The sequence below is a fragment of the Pseudomonas sp. NC02 genome, assembly GCF_002874965.1.
Taxonomy (GTDB): domain Bacteria; phylum Pseudomonadota; class Gammaproteobacteria; order Pseudomonadales; family Pseudomonadaceae; genus Aquipseudomonas.
This window is the reverse complement of sequence record NZ_CP025624.1, coordinates 929,562-946,428: the sequence shown is the minus strand read 5'-3', so window position 1 is coordinate 946,428 and position 16,867 is coordinate 929,562. Positions and strand designations below refer to the sequence as shown.

17 protein-coding genes are annotated in these 16,867 nt (G+C 60.3%); 6 read left to right on the top strand and 11 right to left on the bottom strand.

Going from position 1 to position 16,867, the window contains the following annotated elements:
* Positions 1 to 62 precede the first annotated feature (62 nt).
* From ilvC to mrcB, 6 genes are all read right to left on the bottom strand, one after another.
* Entirely contained in the window at positions 63 to 1,079 is a 1,017-nt protein-coding gene (ilvC, locus tag C0058_RS04220; protein ID WP_003212125.1) for a ketol-acid reductoisomerase, read from the bottom strand.
* Positions 1,080 to 1,129: 50 nt separating this feature from the next.
* Positions 1,130 to 1,621 (bottom strand): acetolactate synthase small subunit, encoded by a 492-nt coding sequence (ilvN, locus tag C0058_RS04215; protein WP_003176102.1) that lies wholly within the window; start codon positions 1,619 to 1,621, stop codon positions 1,130 to 1,132.
* A gap of 2 nt (positions 1,622 to 1,623) precedes the next feature.
* Positions 1,624 to 3,348 carry an acetolactate synthase 3 large subunit gene (locus C0058_RS04210; RefSeq protein WP_102370221.1) on the bottom strand — a complete coding sequence of 575 codons (1,725 nt, stop codon included), beginning with the start codon at positions 3,346 to 3,348 and terminating at the stop codon, positions 1,624 to 1,626.
* Between the two features lie 431 nt (positions 3,349 to 3,779).
* On the bottom strand, positions 3,780 to 4,109 hold the full coding sequence (locus C0058_RS04205) for a YqcC family protein (protein ID WP_003212129.1): 330 nt from the start codon (positions 4,107 to 4,109) through the stop codon (positions 3,780 to 3,782).
* A complete protein-coding gene (locus tag C0058_RS04200) occupies positions 4,109 to 4,849 on the bottom strand; it encodes a M48 family metallopeptidase (RefSeq protein ID WP_102368091.1) in 741 nt (246 codons plus the stop codon). Before C0058_RS04200 ends, C0058_RS04205 begins: the two co-directional genes overlap by 1 nt.
* Before the next feature lie 16 nt (positions 4,850 to 4,865).
* The gene (gene mrcB / locus C0058_RS04195) at positions 4,866 to 7,190 is read right to left on the bottom strand and encodes a penicillin-binding protein 1B (protein ID WP_003212132.1); all 2,325 of its coding nucleotides are present in this window, start codon (positions 7,188 to 7,190) and stop codon (positions 4,866 to 4,868) included.
* 118 nt (positions 7,191 to 7,308) lie between these two features.
* Between mrcB and C0058_RS04190 the strand changes: the two genes are divergently transcribed.
* The 3 genes from C0058_RS04190 (at position 7,309) to C0058_RS04180 (ending at position 9,785) form a co-directional block, all read left to right on the top strand.
* On the top strand, positions 7,309 to 8,865 hold the full coding sequence (locus C0058_RS04190) for a bifunctional aminoglycoside phosphotransferase/ATP-binding protein (protein WP_003212136.1): 1,557 nt from the start codon (positions 7,309 to 7,311) through the stop codon (positions 8,863 to 8,865).
* A gap of 94 nt (positions 8,866 to 8,959) precedes the next feature.
* Complete coding sequence (locus C0058_RS04185) at positions 8,960 to 9,304, top strand: pentapeptide repeat-containing protein (RefSeq protein WP_003212138.1); 345 nt, start codon at positions 8,960 to 8,962, stop codon at positions 9,302 to 9,304.
* A gap of 208 nt (positions 9,305 to 9,512) precedes the next feature.
* On the top strand, positions 9,513 to 9,785 hold the full coding sequence (locus C0058_RS04180; protein WP_003212140.1) for a TfoX/Sxy family protein: 273 nt from the start codon (positions 9,513 to 9,515) through the stop codon (positions 9,783 to 9,785).
* A 249-nt stretch (positions 9,786 to 10,034) separates the two neighbouring features.
* Here the strand turns inward: C0058_RS04180 and C0058_RS04175 are convergent, their stop codons facing one another.
* From C0058_RS04175 to C0058_RS04165, 3 genes are read right to left on the bottom strand one after another with little or no spacing between them, the layout of a single operon-like run.
* Positions 10,035 to 10,802 (bottom strand): heme ABC transporter ATP-binding protein, encoded by a 768-nt coding sequence (locus C0058_RS04175; RefSeq protein WP_102368090.1) that lies wholly within the window; start codon positions 10,800 to 10,802, stop codon positions 10,035 to 10,037.
* Positions 10,802 to 11,839 carry an iron ABC transporter permease gene (locus tag C0058_RS04170; RefSeq protein WP_102368089.1) on the bottom strand — a complete coding sequence of 346 codons (1,038 nt, stop codon included), beginning with the start codon at positions 11,837 to 11,839 and terminating at the stop codon, positions 10,802 to 10,804. Before C0058_RS04170 ends, C0058_RS04175 begins: the two co-directional genes overlap by 1 nt.
* Complete coding sequence (locus C0058_RS04165) at positions 11,836 to 12,714, bottom strand: hemin ABC transporter substrate-binding protein (protein WP_102368088.1); 879 nt, start codon at positions 12,712 to 12,714, stop codon at positions 11,836 to 11,838. Before C0058_RS04165 ends, C0058_RS04170 begins: the two co-directional genes overlap by 4 nt.
* A 207-nt stretch (positions 12,715 to 12,921) precedes the next feature.
* Between C0058_RS04165 and C0058_RS04160 the strand changes: the two genes are divergently transcribed.
* Entirely contained in the window at positions 12,922 to 13,239 is a 318-nt protein-coding gene (locus tag C0058_RS04160) for a Rieske (2Fe-2S) protein (protein WP_003212149.1), read from the top strand.
* Here the strand turns inward: C0058_RS04160 and sfsA are convergent.
* Positions 13,236 to 13,949 (bottom strand): DNA/RNA nuclease SfsA, encoded by a 714-nt coding sequence (gene sfsA / locus C0058_RS04155; RefSeq protein ID WP_102368087.1) that lies wholly within the window; start codon positions 13,947 to 13,949, stop codon positions 13,236 to 13,238. The genes C0058_RS04160 and sfsA overlap by 4 nt on opposite strands.
* A complete protein-coding gene (locus tag C0058_RS04150) occupies positions 13,949 to 15,121 on the bottom strand; it encodes a pyridoxal phosphate-dependent aminotransferase (RefSeq protein ID WP_008436881.1) in 1,173 nt (390 codons plus the stop codon). Before C0058_RS04150 ends, sfsA begins: the two co-directional genes overlap by 1 nt.
* 321 nt (positions 15,122 to 15,442) lie before the next feature.
* On the opposite strand from C0058_RS04150, the gene dksA reads away from it, so the two are divergent.
* The gene (dksA, locus tag C0058_RS04145; protein WP_003212154.1) at positions 15,443 to 15,877 is read left to right on the top strand and encodes an RNA polymerase-binding protein DksA; all 435 of its coding nucleotides are present in this window, start codon (positions 15,443 to 15,445) and stop codon (positions 15,875 to 15,877) included.
* An 84-nt stretch (positions 15,878 to 15,961) separates the two neighbouring features.
* Complete coding sequence (gene gluQRS, locus C0058_RS04140) at positions 15,962 to 16,849, top strand: tRNA glutamyl-Q(34) synthetase GluQRS (RefSeq protein ID WP_102368086.1); 888 nt, start codon at positions 15,962 to 15,964, stop codon at positions 16,847 to 16,849.
* The last annotated feature ends 18 nt before the right edge of the window (positions 16,850 to 16,867 follow it).

Below are 16,867 nucleotides of genomic sequence, written 5' to 3'. Positions count from 1 at the left end.
AGAACCTGCCCCGCAAACGAAAAAACGCGGCCTAAGCCGCGTTTTCCCTTGATCCGTACGACTTAGTTTTTGGCTTTGTCGACGATCTTGTTGGCACCGATCCACGGCATCATGGAGCGCAGTTGCTCGCCGATGATCTCGATACCGTGAGCGGCGTTGTTACGACGCTTGGCGGTCATCGAAGGGTAGCCGGTTGCACCTTCGCTGATGAACATTTTGGCGTATTCGCCGTCCTGAATACGTTTCAGGGCGTTGCGCATGGCCTGACGGGACTCGGCGTTGATCACTTCCGGGCCAGTCACGTACTCGCCGTATTCGGCGTTGTTGGAGATCGAGTAGTTCATGTTGGCGATACCGCCTTCGTACATGAGGTCAACGATCAGCTTCAGTTCGTGCAGGCATTCGAAATAAGCCATTTCCGGCGCGTAGCCAGCTTCAACCAGGGTTTCGAAACCGGCTTTGACCAGCTCAACGGTACCGCCGCACAGAACGGCTTGTTCGCCGAACAGGTCGGTTTCAGTCTCGTCCTTGAAGGTGGTTTCGATGATGCCGGTACGACCGCCACCCACGCCAGCAGCGTAGGACAGTGCAACGTTCTTGGCGTTGCCCGAGGCGTCCTGGTAGATCGCGATCAGGTCAGGGATACCGCCGCCTTTGACGAACTCGGAGCGCACGGTGTGGCCCGGTGCTTTCGGCGCGATCATGATCACGTCGAGGTCGGCGCGCGGCACAACCTGGTTGTAGTGGATCGCGAAGCCGTGGGAGAAGGCCAGGGTGGCGCCCTTCTTGATGTTCGGCTCGATTTCGTTCTTGTACAGCGCGGACTGGAACTCGTCCGGGGTCAGGATCATGACCAGGTCGGCAGCAGCAACAGCAGAAGCAACGTCAGTCACTTTCAGGCCGTGGGCTTCAGCCTTGGCAACAGTGGCCGAGCCTTTGCGCAGGCCAACGGTCACGTCAACGCCGGAATCTTTCAGGTTGCACGCTTGGGCGTGGCCCTGGGAACCGTAGCCGATGATGGCGACTTTTTTGCCCTGGATGATCGACAGGTCACAATCTTTATCGTAATAAACTTTCATGAGGTTCCTCTATATATCCAGGCCGTTTAAGGCCATTCGCTAAATTTGAGTTAGATGCTGAGTACTTTGTCGCCACGAGCAATCCCGGTGACGCCACTGCGTACAGTTTCCAGAATCGAGGCCGTCCCGATCGACTGGATGAAGCTGTCCAGCTTGTCGCTTGTACCGGTCAGTTGAACGGTATAAACGCTGGCGCTCACATCGACGATCTGCCCGCGATAAATGTCGGTAGTGCGCTTGATCTCGGCCCGTTGTGCACCCGTAGCCTTGACCTTGACCAGCATCAGCTCACGCTCGATGTGGGCACTCTCCGACAAGTCGACCAGCTTGACCACTTCGATCAGCTTGTTGAGGTTCTTGGTGATCTGCTCGATCACCTCATCATGGCCAACGGTGGTCAACGTCAGACGCGACAAGGTCGGGTCTTCGGTCGGCGCCACCGTAAGGCTTTCGATGTTGTAGTTGCGTTGCGAAAACAGTCCGACCACACGTGACAGAGCGCCCGGTTCGTTCTCCAGAAGCAGGGAGATAATGTGCCGCATGATTAGGTACGCTCCGTCTTGTTCAGCCACATATCGCGCATGGAGCCGTCTTTGATCTGCATCGGGTAGACGTGCTCGCTGGTGTCGACCTGAATATCGAGGAACACCAGGCGGTCCTTCATGGCGAACGCCTCTTCCATCATCGGCTTCAAATCCTTCAGATCGGTGATGCGCATGCCGACATGGCCATAGGCTTCAACCAATTTGACGAAGTCAGGCAGAGACTCCATGTAGGAATGGGAGTGACGGCTGCCGTAGCTCATGTCCTGCCACTGGCGAACCATGCCCAGTACACCGTTGTTCAGGCAGACGATCTTCACCGGCAAGCCATATTGCAGGCAGGTCGACAGTTCCTGGATGTTCATCTGGATACTGCCTTCGCCGGTGACGCACGCAACGTCAGTATCCGGAAAGCTCAGCTTCACACCCATGGCCGCAGGGAAACCAAAGCCCATCGTGCCCAGGCCACCGGAGTTGATCCAGCGGTTAGGCTTGTCGAACTTGTAGTACTGCGCCGCGAACATCTGGTGCTGGCCCACATCGGAGGTCACAAAGGCATCGCCCTTGGTCACTTCGCACAGGGTTTCGATCACGGTCTGTGGCTTGATGACGCTGCCATCACCCTTGTCGTAAGGGAACAGGCCACGATCACCGCGCCACTCGTCGATCTGCTTCCACCAGCTGGCAACGGAATCCTTGTTCGGGGCTTCGCCGATTTCCTTCAGCGCAGCGACCATTTCGGTCAGCACGCTTTCCACAGGACCAACGATAGGCACGTCGGCCTTGATGGTCTTGGAGATGGATGCCGGGTCGATATCGATGTGGATGATCTTGGCATTCGGGCAGAACTTGCTCGCGCCATTGATCACCCGGTCATCGAACCGCGCACCGACGGCGAGGATCACGTCAGCATGGTGCATGGCCAGGTTGGCGGTGTAGCTGCCGTGCATGCCGAGCATGCCGACGAACTGACGGTCCGAACCCGGGAACGCGCCGAGGCCCATCAAGGTGTTGGTGACTGGCAGGTTGAGCAGCTTGGCCAGTTCGGTCAGCGGTGCAGAACCGCCGCCCAGAATCACCCCACCACCCGAATAGAGCACCGGACGCTTGGCCGCCACCAGCATTTCTGCCGCCTTGCGGATTTGCCCCGAGTGCCCGCGAACGGCCGGGCTGTAGGAACGCAGCTTGGCTTTCTTCGGGAAGATGTATTCGAATTTTTCCGCCGGGTTGGTCATGTCTTTCGGGATATCGACCACCACAGGACCCGGGCGACCGGACTGTGCGAGGTAGAACGCCTTCTTCATGACTTCCGGGATTTCCGAGGCATGCTTGATCATGAAGCTGTGTTTCACGATCGGCCGGGAAATACCGATCATGTCGGTTTCCTGGAATGCATCGGTACCGACCATGGTGCTCGCCACCTGGCCGGAAATGATCACCATCGGGATGGAGTCCATATAGGCCGTCGCGATGCCGGTAATGGCATTGGTCGCGCCAGGGCCGGAAGTCACCAGTACCACACCGGCTTTACCGGTGGCACGGGCGTAACCGTCAGCCATATGGGTAGCAGCTTGTTCGTGGCGAACCAGGATGTGGGTAACAGCCGGTTCCTTGAACAGTGCGTCGTAGACATGCAGCAGAGCACCACCTGGGTACCCGTAGATATAGTCGACGCCTTCGTCACGCAAAAAGCGGACGAGCATCTCACCGCCAGATAAAAGCTCCACGTTGTTCACCTCTAAAACGCCAGAATACCGTCCGTTAAAAACCGACGGGTCTTAATAGGTTTACTTCTCAGCAGAGCATGAGCGACGGTGGTCGCCGACTACGTCAGCACTGACTGAGCAAGTATTGGGAGCGTCCCAAGTGTTGCGGGATTTTCCCACCCAGCGCGAGGTAACGCGTTGCGGGTGTAACAGGTCGGCGCGGGTATGCGCCTCATGATCTGCTGAGTGGGTCTGCTTCTGGCAGTCCCTCTACAGCGGACTTTGGATTCTTCTGTTTCAGCCCCTCCAAGTCAAGCAATAATTGCGCTTTTTTCCAACTAAGCGCATGAGAACGTAGAAGAAAGGGGCTTGAGGAGGGATAAAACTCGCCTGAATGGCGCAAAGCGGTAGAAATATGCGCAAGACTGCCGGAAAAACCGGCAGCCAGGCAATTAACGAGCGTCGACGATCAGTTGATCGAACTTTTTCAGCGCAGTCCGCAGGCCAAGGCTCTCAAGTGGCCGATCGGCGTAAACCATCTCGGCCATCTCCAGAATCCCCGACGCATTGGGCAATGGCAGGTCCTGTTCGAGGATTTGCTTCATCCGTGTCAGGAAAATCCATTGCAGCCACTGGTGAAAGTCCAGGGTGTCGACGGAAAACGGCTCAACACTGCTCAAGGCTTCAGCACTGGGGGACACTTCGTCCCACCAGCCCTGCAAGCGCAGTTCGCGCTCGATCAACAACAACTGTTCGGCAATCGCCGGAAAGCGTGCATCCATCAGAGGCTTACCTTGGCTTTTTGCCGAGCCTGAGCGGCGCCGGCAGCATCGCCTTGCTTCTCGCGGGCATCACCGATCAAGTTCCACAGGCTGGCCTGCAGGTCTGGACGGCCATTGGCCAGGGTCAGGCCGCGACGGGCAAATTGTTCAGCTTGCGGGGCATCGCCCTGGGCCATGCGAACCTGAGCCAGGCGGTATAGCACTTGCGGTTCACGCGGTGCCACGCGCTGGGCGCGCTCAAGGCTCGACGATGCGCCGTTCAGATCGCCGCCCGACTGCTGCTGTTGGGCAGTGGTGAGCAACGCCAGCACCGGGCCATCCAACTGCTCATCGGCTGACAGGCCGCCGGCACTGCTGGCGGAAGGAATTCCACTCGGCGTCGACGGCATGTTGTAGGTGCCCTGGTTGATCGGTGCCGTTTGAATCGGCGTGGCGTCGATCGGGCCCGATGTACTTGGGCCTGGGGTCCACGGGTGAGTACTGATCGGAGCCGAGGTGGCAGCACCGCCACCCGGGATCATCACCACTACACCAGAGTCCTGAGGCACGGCTTGCGCCTGGGGCCGGGCCTGGGCAGGGCGGTTGGTAACGGTTTGGCGGAAGCCGCCGTTGGCCGAGATCCGGTCGTTGTTGGACACCGTTGTACTGGAGTCCACCACCGGAATAGAGCCCCGCTCCACGCTGGCGCAACCACCGAGCAATGCCAAAACTGTAATAGCTGGAATCAACAACTTGTTCACGTGAAACCCTCTTTGCTTAATTCATCCAGCCCTTGACCCAATCCATCACCGATTCAGCACTGGCGGGCGCACTGGCTCCGCACGCTGCACCGGGTGGTGGCTCGCTGCCGCGAATATACGGCATCTGCACCGCGCCCGGACAGTTGGCATCGGAACCCTGGCCGGTGTGCGGATCGATCCAGGCCTGGACGATATTGTCCGGCTGCGGCATGTTCAGCGGCAGTGGATCGGCCTTTTTCATGAAACTGGTCCATACCTGCAACGCGCCGGTGGCACCGGTAAACGGCGTCTTGCCGTTGTCATCACGCCCCAGCCAAACCACTGCCAGCAGGTCCTGGCTGAACCCTGCGAACCAGCTGTCCCGCGAATCGTTACTGGTACCGCTCTTGCCGGCCAGTGTCAGGTTGGCCGGCAGCACGTTGTAGGCCGAGCGTCCGGTACCTTCGCGCATCACGCGCTGCATGGCGTTCTGGATGAGGTAGATCGAGGCCGGGTCAAAGCGTTGCTGAATCTGGAACGGATAACGCTTGAGCGGTTCGCCTTCGGCCGTCAACACGCTCCGGATCCCACGCATCGGCGTATTGAAGCCACCGTTGGCCAGGGTCTGGTACATGGTCGCCACTTCCATCGGGCTCATCGCACCCGCACCCAACAGCATCGATGGGAACGCCGGGAACTCACGTGTGATGCCCAACCGGCCGAGCGTCTTGAGCACGTTCGGCACGCCCAGTTCAAGGCCGAGGCGGGAAGTCGAGATGTTGTAGGAATGCGCCAAGCCCTGGTACAGGAAAATCGTACCGTGGGAGCGACGATCAAAGTTATGCGGCGTCCACATCTGGCCATCAGCCCCTTTGACCGACAGCGGGTCATCGGACAGCCAACTGGTCAGCGTGTACTTGCTCGGTTTTTCCAGCGCGGTCAGGTACACCGCCGGCTTGACCAGCGAGCCAATCGGCCGCACCGCGTCCAGCGCCCGGTTGAACCCGGCAAAGCTGGCCTGGCGACTGCCGATCATGGCCTGGACTTCACCGGTTTCCGGGTTGGTCACCACCATCGCAGCCTCGACGTCGTCAGAGCCTTTACGACCTGTCAGGCGTTTGAAGGTGTCATTGACCGACGCTTCGGCCTTCATCTGCAGGATCGGGTCGAAACTGGTGAAGATCCGCAGGCCTTCTTCGGTCAAGTCTTCGTCGCGGTAGTCTTCACGCAGTTGGCGTTTGACCAGGTCGATAAAGCCCGGGAAGGAGCTGTCGGCGAGCTTGCCGCGGGTGGTTACACCCAGTGGCATTTTCTTTGCGGCGGCCACTTGTTCAGGGGTGGCGACACCTTGCTGCTCAAGTACATCCAGCACCAGGTTACGGCGCTCCAGCGCCCGCTCCGGGTTGCGACGCGGGTTGTAGTAGGACGGCCCCTTGACCATGCCCACCAGCAGCGCCACCTGGTGCAACTTCAGCTCGGACAACGGCTGGCCGAAGAAGAACTGGCTGGCCAGACCAAAACCGTGGACGGCACGCTGACCGTCCTGGCCAACGAATACTTCATTGAGGTACGCCTCAAGAATTTCCTGCTTGCTGTAGTGCAGCTCCAGCAGCATCGCCATCATGGCTTCGGTCAGCTTGCGGGTCAGGCTGCGCTCGTTGGTCAGGTAGAAGTTCTTGACCAATTGCTGCGTCAGCGTACTGCCGCCCTGGGTCATCTTGCCGCCGGAGGTGTTGACCCAGAGGGCGCGCGCGATGGACTTCGGTGATACGCCCCAGTGGCTGTAGAAATCCCGGTCTTCGACGGCGATCAGGGTATCCAGCAGGTAAGGCGGCACCTGATCGATCTTGATCAGGATGCGGTCTTCCAGGTTTTTCGGATAAATCCCACCGATCATTAAGGGTTCCAGGCGCACCACCGGCAACTTCGAGCCGTTGAGCGAGGACAGTTCGGCTACGTAGTCGCCAGAGAAACGCACGCGCACCGGCTGGGGTTTTTCCAGGCCTTCATAGAACTGGAAGCCGCGGGTGTTCAGGTCAACCGTGTTGCCGCTGACGGCAGCGGCGCCGGGGCCATTGCTCACGGGTTCGCGGCGATAGCCCAGGGCATCGAGCTCGGTGAGGAAGTCATCCTTGCTCAGCTTCTGGCCGCTGAACAGTTCCAGCGGGCGCGCGTAGACCTTGGCCGGAATGGTCCAGCGCTTGCCGGAGAACTTCTCCTGGACCACGGCATCGAGGTAAACCGCGAAGCCGGCGATCACGACAAGCCCTACCAGGCTGAGCTTAAGCGCCCAGCCCAGCCAAGGGCGCAGGCCGCGGGAAGGAGGTTTTTTACGGGAACGGGGAGATCGGGTACGAGTCATGGCGGCGGATTATACGCACTTTATTGATGACCAACATGAGCCGGACAGCGGTTTGCACGACCGCCTGTAGGAGCCATAATGCCCGCCATGAATTTTCCCAGACTCTGAAGGATCGCCCGTGAGCCAGTCCCTGATTGCTGCCCTGCAAAACCCGGCCCTGTTTCCCCATCCGGTGGATCAGTTCCAAGTCATCGAGACCCATATTTCCTGGGTCCTGCTCACTGGGCCCTATGCTTACAAGATGAAGAAGCCGGTGAATTTCGGTTTCCTCGATTTCACCACCCTGCAAGCCCGCGGACACTTCTGCAATGAAGAGCTGCGCCTCAACCAGCGCCTGACCGATGATTTGTATCTTGAAGTGTTGCCGATCACCGGTAGCGCCGAGGCACCGCAGCTGGGCGGCGACGGTCCGGTGGTCGACTACATGCTGAAAATGCGCCAGTTCCCGCAAAGCCAACTGCTCAGCACTCTGCAGGCCAACGGCGAACTGACCAGCGCACACATCGACGAAATGGCCAGGCAGATCGCGCATTTTCACCTGAATGCCCCGAAAGTGCCGGCCACTAACTCTGCTGGCACGCCGCACGATGTCATGGCACCGGTGCTGCAGAACTTCGAGCAGATCCGTCCGTTCCTCAGCGACAAGGCCGACCTGGCACAACTGGACGCCTTGCAGGCCTGGGCCGAAAGCAGTTTCGAGCGTCTCAAGCCGCTGTTTGAACAACGCAAGCTCAATGGCTTCACCCGCGAATGCCACGGTGATATCCACCTGGGCAACGCCACGATGATTGATGGCCACGTGGTCATCTTCGACTGCATCGAGTTCAACGAGCCGTTCCGCTTCACCGACGTGTATGCCGACACCGGCTTTTTGGCGATGGACCTGGAAGACCGCGGCCTCAAGAGCCTGGCACGACGCTTCATCAGCCAGTACCTGGAGCTGACCGGCGACTATCAAGGCCTGGAAGTACTGAACTTCTATAAAGCCTACCGCGCCCTGGTACGCGCGAAGATCGCGCTGTTCAGCATGCCTTCCGAGGCGGATGCGGTGCAGCGCGCTACCACCCTGCGCCAGTACCGCAACTACGCCAACCTGGCAGAAAGCTACAGCACCATCCCATCGCGCTTCCTGGCCATCACCCATGGGGTATCGGCCGTTGGCAAAAGCCATGTATCCATGCGCCTCGTAGAAGCATTGGGGGCGATTCGGCTGCGTTCGGACGTAGAGCGCAAGCGCCTGTTCGGCGAGCAGAAGGTCGAGAACACGCCGCAGGCCGGGATCTACGCCGCAGACGCCAGCGCCGCGACCTACGCGCGCCTGAACGAAATCGCCGACACCGTACTGCGCGCCGGTTTCCCGGTGGTATTGGACGCGACCTTCCTCAAGCGAGAACAACGCGACGCGGCGGCCAAGATCGCCGAGGCCACCGGCGCGCCATTCCTGATCCTTGACTGCAATGCGCCACAGGCGGTAATCGCCGCTTGGCTGGCACAACGTCAGGCGGACAAGAACGACCCTTCCGACGCCACCCTGGCCATCATCGAAGAACAGCAGGCCACCCGTGACCCGCTCAGCGCCGAGGAGTTGCTGCTCAGCAAGCGCGTGGAGACCAATGAAAGCGGGACCCTGGACGCATTGGTGGCACATATTCGCCAGCGTCTGCCGGGGCTGTAAGAAATATTTCTTGGTCGTGCAGCCTTCCGGGGCTCACGGCCGAGAAATAGTGGCACTATAATGGCGCCATAATTCCAACACGGGAGTCGCCATTGTGAGCCAGCCGAAGCTACTTGATACCCCGCTGTACGCGCTTCTGCATAAAGATGATATCCGCGGCTTCAACCAGGAGCGTCCGAAAGACGGCACCATCGATATGCGCGGTGGCGACTTTCGCGGCCTGGACCTGCGCGACCTGAATGCCGATGGCGTGGATTTCACCGACGCTTATTTCCGCTCCGCCGACTTGCGCGGCCTGGATTTGCGTGACTGCCCACTGGAAGGCGCGAGCCTGGCGCACGCCCAGATCTCCGGCACTTATTTCCCCCCTGAGTTAAGCGCCGACGAGATCCTGATGTCCGTCAATTTCGGCACACGCCTGCGCTACCGCACACGCTAAACCGCTGCATCGGCTCCCGGCTACGCACAAGGTACCGGGGGCTTCACCCTTTCCTACGCTAACCCCCCCCCCCCCCCCCGCCTGCCTTAGAAGCTTTTAGGTCGTTGCCGACCAAAGAACTACGCTTTTCCTACTGAGCGCTACACTCCTTTCAGGCTTGCCTGGTCACGATACCCACCGAACCATTCGGCCGTCGCAAGGAGGCTTGATGAATGATGAGCTGCAACACCTGAAAAACCTTGGCAAGACGTCGGCGCAATGGCTGCATGCGGTGGGCATCCACAGTGCGTCCGACCTACGCCGCCTGGGGGCAGTCGACGCGTACCGTGCCGTACGCACCCGCGGTTTCAGGGCATCCAAAGTGTTGTTGTATGCCATTGAAGGCGCGCTGATGGATGTGCACTGGAATGACATTCCCGTTGAACGCAAGGAAGCTTTAAATCGTCAATTGGACGCTCTGACCGCACGCCAAAAGAATTGAGACGCCAACTTGCACCCGCGTTTACGGGGATTCCAAGCAGAAGTTTGAGGAAATTCGAAGAGGCCGCAAAAACAAATGTTGACTCTCAAATGAGAATCGTTATGATTATCACAACTGGTCGCGAGATCAGCCGATAACTGAAAGACCATTGGTTCGGACTCTCAGATTATCTCCTCATCAGGCTAATCACGGTTATTTGACCCGGCTCTTGCCGGGTCTTTTTTTGCCCATAAAAAACTGCGGCGATTTTCAGCGGGCAATGATCAACGGATGGCCGAGCTCCGGATGCGGCTGCACCAACACATCCAGCCCGAATACCGCCCTCAGCAGCTCAGGCCGCAACACCTGTGCCGGTGTGTCCAACGCATGGGGCCGGCCATCCTCCAGTAACAGGATGCGATCACAGTAGCGCGCCGCCAGGTTCAGGTCGTGGAGGATCACCAGCACCGCCGCGCCACGGTCGGCAAAGCGCCGGATCGCCTGCAAGGTGGTGTGCTGGTGCAGCGGGTCAAGCATTGATGTCGGCTCATCCAGCAACAAGGTCTGCCCCGCTTCACCCGGCCATAGCTGCGCCAGCACCCGTGCGAGGTGCACACGCTGCCGCTCGCCGCCCGACAACGCCAGATAGCTGCGCCCGCTCAAGTGGCCGACGTCGGCAGCCTGCAAGGCAGCATTGATGATTTCATCGTCACGCACCCGGCCCGTCTGATGAGGCAAGCGCCCCATGCCCACCACCTCTTCGACGCGAAAGGCAAAGTCCAGGGTCGAGGTCTGCGGCAACACCGCCAGCCGCTGGGCACGCTGCGCTCCGCCCCAGTCTTTCAACTCACGCTGATCCAGCCACACAAGGCCTTGGTCGGGCTGCAACTCGCCGCATAACGCACCGAGCAATGTACTTTTTCCCGCACCGTTGGGGCCCAATACGCCGAGCACTTCTCCTGGCAACAGGTCCAGGGTGATGTCCGCCAGCACAGTTTTGCGCCCACGGCAGATCTGCAGGTCTTCTACTCGCAGCATCAGGCGCGCCCTCGTAACAACAGGTAGAGGAAAAACGGCGCACCGATAAACGCGGTAACAATGCCGATCGGTAATTCCGCCGGCGCCAAGGCCAGGCGCGCCACCAGATCGGCAAACAACAGCAAACTCGCCCCCGCCAGCACCGAGGCTGGCAGCAGCACCCGATGATCCGGCCCCGCCAGCAGGCGTACCAGATGCGGCACCACCAGCCCGACAAAGCCGATCATCCCCGCAGCCGCCACGGCCGCGCCCACGCCCAGCGCGGTGCAGAACACCAGTTCGCGCTTGAGGCCTTCAACATCAATGCCCAAGTGACTGGCTTCCGACTCACCCAGCAGGAGTGCATTCAGCGCCTTGGCCCGGCGCGGCAGCCACAGTGCTACGCCGGCGCTGACCAGCAGCAGCGGCCATAAGCGCGAGTAGCTGGCGCCATTCAGGCTGCCCAGGTTCCAGAACGTCAGGGTGCGCAAGGTAGCGTCATCTGCCAGGTAGGTGAACAGGCCCACCGCAGAACTGGCGAGCGCCGTCAGGGCGATACCCGCCAGCAACATGGTCGCGACGTTGGTTTGGCCGTTGCGCCGCCCCAGGCGATAGACCAGCGCTGTTACCCCCAAACCGCCGAGGAAGGCACACAACGACAGCAGATAAGGCCCGAGGGCATCCGGCAAACCGCCAAAAAACGAACCACCGACAATCGCAATCGCCGCGCCCAACGCCGCACCGCTGGAAACCCCGACCAACCCGGGATCAGCCAAGGGGTTGCGAAACAGCCCCTGCATTGCAACGCCGGAAAGTGCCAGAACCCCACCGACGGCCAATCCCAGCAACGTACGCGGCAGGCGAATCTGCCCGAGGATCAACTCCGCCTGCTCCAGGCCTTGGGCCTCGATTGGCACACCCATCAAGCGTAAGGCTGCCCGCAGTGTGTCCATTAACGGCAGACTCACCGGTCCAAGGGCCAATGACAACCAGGTCGCCAATACACACAGCAGACTCAAGCCGATAAACAGGGTTCGCGGTTTAACCAGAGTGGTCATGGGGCGGTATTAGCCTGAGACGGATAGAACCCGGCAGACAGCCTCACCAGGCTTTGCGGCAAGCGCGGCCCAAGCCCACCCACCAGCAGCGTTGGGTCCAACTCATAGACGCGTCCATTCTTGGCCGCTGGCGTCGAAGCCAGGATCGGGTTTTCCTTGAACAACGCGGCGCGGGCCGCATCCCCGGTCAAAGCGCGATCGGCAAACACCAGCACCTCAGGATTGAGCCCCGCCAGCGACTCTACGGAAAACGGCTTGTAACCATCGTGGGTCGCCAGGTTATGGCCGCCGGCCTGCTGCAACATCCAGTCAGCCGCCGTGTCTTTGCCCGCAATCAGCGGTTTGCCGCCGGCATGTCCCAGCAGCAACAGCACTCCAGGCGCCTTTTGAGTGGCCTGGGCCTTGGCCACCCAGTTCTTTTGTTGGTCAAGTTGTTGCTGATAGTCACTGAATAGTTCTGCAGCCTTCGCTTCGTTACCCAGCAGCTTGCCCAAATGCTGAAGGTTGCCCTGCAGCGTCGGCAGATCCGGCTCGGCTGAAAACAGCTCCACTTTCACACCGGCATTGCGGATTTGCGCCAACACCGGTGGCGGTCCCATTTCCTCGGTGCCCACCAGGATTTGCGGGCGCAGGCTCAGAATGCCTTCCGCCGACAACTGACGCTGGTAACCAATGCTCGGCAACGCCTTGAGGGATTCCGGATGCTGGCTGGTGGTATCCACGCCCACCAGCTTTGACTCACCGCCCAGGGCCGTCACCCATTCCGACAACGCACCACCGGCGCTGACCCAGCGTTGTGGCAGTTCAGAGGCCTGGGCCCCAGCGTTGACCAGCAGTCCGACAACGAGCGCGATAGCACTGGCACTCAGGCGCATAAAAGGGTTTCCTTCCAAGGGGTGAGCCCGCTGAAACACTCGCAATGTGACAGATCAAGGCTGCCCGACATCGTACAGAGCGCCCAGTCAGCTTACGGGCGAAGCCAGCATTTGATAATTGTTTGCATTTGCACGTCAAGCACCGGGCTCTGCGGCAAAAACCAGGATAGCCTTGCAGCCCGCAAACGGCGGCACTTAAGGATCGATATGAAGTTTCTCTGCGCCTCCAGCGAACTCGCACCCAACGCCAGCCTCGGTTTCGATATCGACGGCCGCAAGCTGTTTGCCGTGCGCCGCGAAGGCATTGCCTACTTCTATATCAACCGCTGCCCACATCGCGGGGTGCCGCTGGAATGGCAGCCGCACCAGTTTCTCGACCCCAGCGCCAGCCTGATCCAGTGCGCCACCCATGGCGCGCTGTTCCTGATCGAAAGCGGTGAGTGCGTCGCCGGCCCTTGCGCCGGCCAGAGCCTGACAGCCCTGCCCGGCCGCGAGGATGAACAAGGCCTGTGGGTACAACTCTAGTCGCCGAGCAATACTTCCAGCCGGCTATCGACGCAGATTTCCTCTGACGTCACTCGTACGCCATAGGCCAGCACCTCGACGCCCGCCGCCTTGGCCTCACGCAACGCTGCCGCGTAACCGGCATCAATTTCTTCGGCAGGACGCACCGCATCGATCCCCGAGAGGTTGACGCAGTACAACTGCACTGCCCGTACACCCTCACGCGCCAGATGCGCCAGCTCACGCAGATGCTTGGCACCGCGCTGGGTCACGGCATCGGGAAACGCCGCCGTCGAGGTCCCGTCAAACCCGAGGGTGACGCTTTTGACTTCGACATATGCCGCGCCCGCCGGGTAATCCAGGCGAAAATCGATCCGGCTGTTTTCCTGGCCGTAGGCGACTTCGCGTTTCAAGGCAGTAAAGCCATTGAGCTCGGTGATAACCCCCGCGCGCAGCGCTTCTTCAACCAACTGATTGGCCCGCGCCGTGTTCACACACGCCAGGCGCCCTTGTGGGGTTTCGCTGATTTCCCAGGTGCCCGGCAGCTTGCGCTTGGGGTCATTGGAGCGGCTGAACCAGACCTGGCCACCTTCCACCATGCAGTTGAACATCGAGCCGGTGTTCGGGCAGTGAATGGTCAACAACTCGCCGGTAACGGTTTCGATATCGGCGAGAAAACGCTTGTAGCGGCGGATCAGCCGGCCTTCTTCAAGGGGAGGATTAAAGCGCATCAGCCTTGCCAACTCCGCAGGCCGCGGGCAATCCGTTCAACGGCTTGCTGTAGGCGATCAAGGTTTTGCGTGTAGGCAAAGCGCACATGGTGACCGGCTTGATAACGGCCGAAATCCAGGCCCGGCGTGAACGCAACGTGCTCGGTTTCGAGGAAGTGCCGGCAGAACGCGAAGGCATCGCCGCCGAATGCGCTGATATCGGCATACAGGTAGAACGCGCCTTCCGGCTCCACGGCAATACCGAAACCCAACTCGCGCAACGCTGGCAGCAGGAAGTCGCGACGCCGGCCAAACTCGGCCCGGCGATCTTCAAGAATGTTCAATGTTTGCGGGGTGAAGCAGGCCAGGGCCGCATGCTGGGCCATGCTCGGCGCGCTGATGTAGAGATTCTGCGCCAGTTTCTCCAGCTCACCCACCGCAGCAGGCGGCGCCACCAGCCAGCCCAGGCGCCAGCCGGTCATTCCGAAATACTTCGAAAAACTATTTAGAACGAAGGCTTCATCGTCAACTTCCAGCACGCTGGCGGCATCGGTGCCGTAGGTCAGGCCGTGGTAGATCTCATCCACCACCAAATGCCCATTGCGCGCCTTGATGGCGCTCGACAACCCCGCCAACTCGTCCCGCGTCAGGATGGTGCCGGTAGGGTTGGCAGGCGACGCGACCAACGCGCCCACGCTGTCCTGATCCCAATGGCGCGCCACCAGGTCGGCGGTCAGTTGATAACGCACCTCGGGGCCGACCGGGACCAGTTGGGCCGCGCCCTCCACCAGCCGCAGGAAGTGGCGGTTGCAGGGGTAGCCAGGGTCTGCCAGCAGCCAGTGCTTGCCGGGATCCACCAGCAGGCTGCTCGCCAGCAACAAGGCTCCCGAGCCGCCGGGTGTAATCAGGATTCGCTCGGGATCGATGCTCAACCCGTAGCGCTGCTGGTAGAAACCGCTGATGGCTTGCCGCAACTCCGGCAGCCCGCGGGCCGCGGTATAGCGGGTCTTGCCATTGGCCAGCGCCGCCTGCCCGGCCTTGATGATGGGCTCGGCGGTGGTGAAGTCCGGCTCGCCGATTTCCAGGTGAATCACGTCGTGACCGGCGGCCTGCAATTCATTGGCCCGCGCCAGCAACGCCATGACATGGAAAGGTTCGATAGCGCGGCTGCGCGCACTGTAGGGCTGAGCCATTAGCCTTCCTTAACTCTGAGGACAAACCCCGATTCTACCCAACCCGCCGCGCAAAACCTGCTCTATTGCCCCAAGACATGTAGCAAGCACGGCAAGCAACTACCTGCAAAACAGCTAAAATCAACATTCGAGACCGTACAAGCCCGCCCTGCTGGGGCCTGCGGCGGTTTGCAAGCCTCAGGAGACGGTGCCTCGACAACCGGGAGTGGCGCACCCCGAATCTATCTGGTAAGTTCGCCCGCTTGCAGCCGCAGGGCCGGCAGGTGTCGGTGATGTTGCAATCCTGCGCAATGGATTAGAAGAGTGAGAGGCGGTCCATTCATGCCCACCCAAGCAAAGCAACAGAGCATCAGCGGCTTCCAACCCTACGTCGAGGCGAAGGGTGAGGAATACATGGGCAAGCCCATGCGCGAACACTTCTCCAAGATCCTGAAGCAGTGGAAACAGGACTTGATGCAAGAGGTTGACCGTACCGTTGACCATATGAAGGACGAAGCGGCCAACTTCCCGGACCCGGCAGACCGTGCCAGCCAGGAAGAAGAGTTCGCCCTTGAACTGCGCGCCCGTGATCGCGAGCGCAAGCTGATCAAGAAGATCGACAAGACCCTGCAACTCATCGAAGACGAAGAGTATGGCTGGTGCGAGTCCTGCGGCGTCGAGATTGGTATTCGCCGCCTGGAAGCGCGTCCTACCGCCGACCTGTGCGTGGACTGCAAGACCTTGGCTGAAATCAAGGAAAAACAGGTCGGCAAGTAATCACTGCCGGGCTGGACAAATGGGGCGTGCGAACGCCCCATTTTTGTTTCTGGCGTTTGCTGGTTTTCCAGTAATATCCGGCCCATGACAGCCTCCTCCTATATCGGGCGTTTCGCCCCCACGCCCAGCGGACACCTGCACTTCGGTTCCCTGGTCGCCGCCCTCGCCTCCTACCTCGACGCCCGTGCCAACCAAGGCCGCTGGCTGATGCGCATGGAAGACCTCGATCCGCCACGGGAAGAGCCCGGCGCCCAGGCCGCCATCCTGAATGCCCTGGAACGCTATGGTTTTGAATGGGACGGGGAGTTGGTCCGACAAAGCGAGCGGCACGATGCCTACGCTGAAGTGCTCAACCGCCTGTTCAATCATGGCCTGGCCTACGCCTGCACCTGCTCGCGCAAGCAACTGGAGCCCTATGCCGGGATTTATCCGGGACTGTGCCGCAATGCCGGGCATGACCAGCAAGATGCCGCCATCCGCCTGCGAGTGCCGGAGTTGGAGTACCACTTTACCGACCGCGTACAAGGCAAATTCCGACAGCATCTGGGTCGCGACGTAGGCGACTTCATCATCCGCCGTCGCGACGGCCTGTATGCCTACCAACTGGCGGTAGTCCTCGATGATGCCTGGCAAGGTGTGACCGACATCGTGCGTGGCGCCGACCTGCTCGACTCCACGCCCCGCCAACTGTATCTGCAAGAACTGCTGGGCCTGCGCCAACCGCGTTACCTGCATGTGCCGTTGATCATCCAGCCGGACGGTAACAAGCTGGGCAAATCCTACCGCTCACCGCCCTTGACCACTGACCAGGCCACGCCTTTGCTGTTAAGAGCACTGCGCGCCCTGGGCCAGCCGGCGGGCGACGAACTGCACCACGCCAGCCCACGGGAACTGCTGGATTGGGGCATTCAACACTGGGATGCCACACAGATCCCGCGCACACTCACGCTGGCCGAAGCGCAATTGCGCTGAAGGCGCTTGCAGCTTGCG

Excerpts from the sequence above, each read along its gene's own strand:
- C0058_RS04175 (WP_102368090.1), bottom strand. The coding sequence starts at position 10,802 with ATGCTGCGAGTAGAAGACCTGCAGATCTGCCGTGGGCGCAAAACTGTG.
- C0058_RS04150 (WP_008436881.1), bottom strand. The coding sequence starts at position 15,121 with ATGGCTCAGCCCTACAGTGCGCGCAGCCGCGCTATCGAACCTTTCCAT.
- sfsA (WP_102368087.1), bottom strand. The coding sequence starts at position 13,949 with ATGCGCTTTAATCCTCCCCTTGAAGAAGGCCGGCTGATCCGCCGCTAC.
- ilvC (WP_003212125.1), bottom strand. The coding sequence starts at position 1,079 with ATGAAAGTTTATTACGATAAAGATTGTGACCTGTCGATCATCCAGGGC.
- dksA (WP_003212154.1), top strand. The coding sequence starts at position 15,443 with ATGCCCACCCAAGCAAAGCAACAGAGCATCAGCGGCTTCCAACCCTAC.
- C0058_RS04160 (WP_003212149.1), top strand. The coding sequence starts at position 12,922 with ATGAAGTTTCTCTGCGCCTCCAGCGAACTCGCACCCAACGCCAGCCTC.
- gluQRS (WP_102368086.1), top strand. The coding sequence starts at position 15,962 with ATGACAGCCTCCTCCTATATCGGGCGTTTCGCCCCCACGCCCAGCGGA.
- mrcB (WP_003212132.1), bottom strand. The coding sequence starts at position 7,190 with ATGACTCGTACCCGATCTCCCCGTTCCCGTAAAAAACCTCCTTCCCGC.
- C0058_RS04165 (WP_102368088.1), bottom strand. The coding sequence starts at position 12,714 with ATGCGCCTGAGTGCCAGTGCTATCGCGCTCGTTGTCGGACTGCTGGTC.
- C0058_RS04180 (WP_003212140.1), top strand. The coding sequence starts at position 9,513 with ATGAATGATGAGCTGCAACACCTGAAAAACCTTGGCAAGACGTCGGCG.
- C0058_RS04170 (WP_102368089.1), bottom strand. The coding sequence starts at position 11,839 with ATGACCACTCTGGTTAAACCGCGAACCCTGTTTATCGGCTTGAGTCTG.
- C0058_RS04205 (WP_003212129.1), bottom strand. The coding sequence starts at position 4,109 with ATGGATGCACGCTTTCCGGCGATTGCCGAACAGTTGTTGTTGATCGAG.
- ilvN (WP_003176102.1), bottom strand. The coding sequence starts at position 1,621 with ATGCGGCACATTATCTCCCTGCTTCTGGAGAACGAACCGGGCGCTCTG.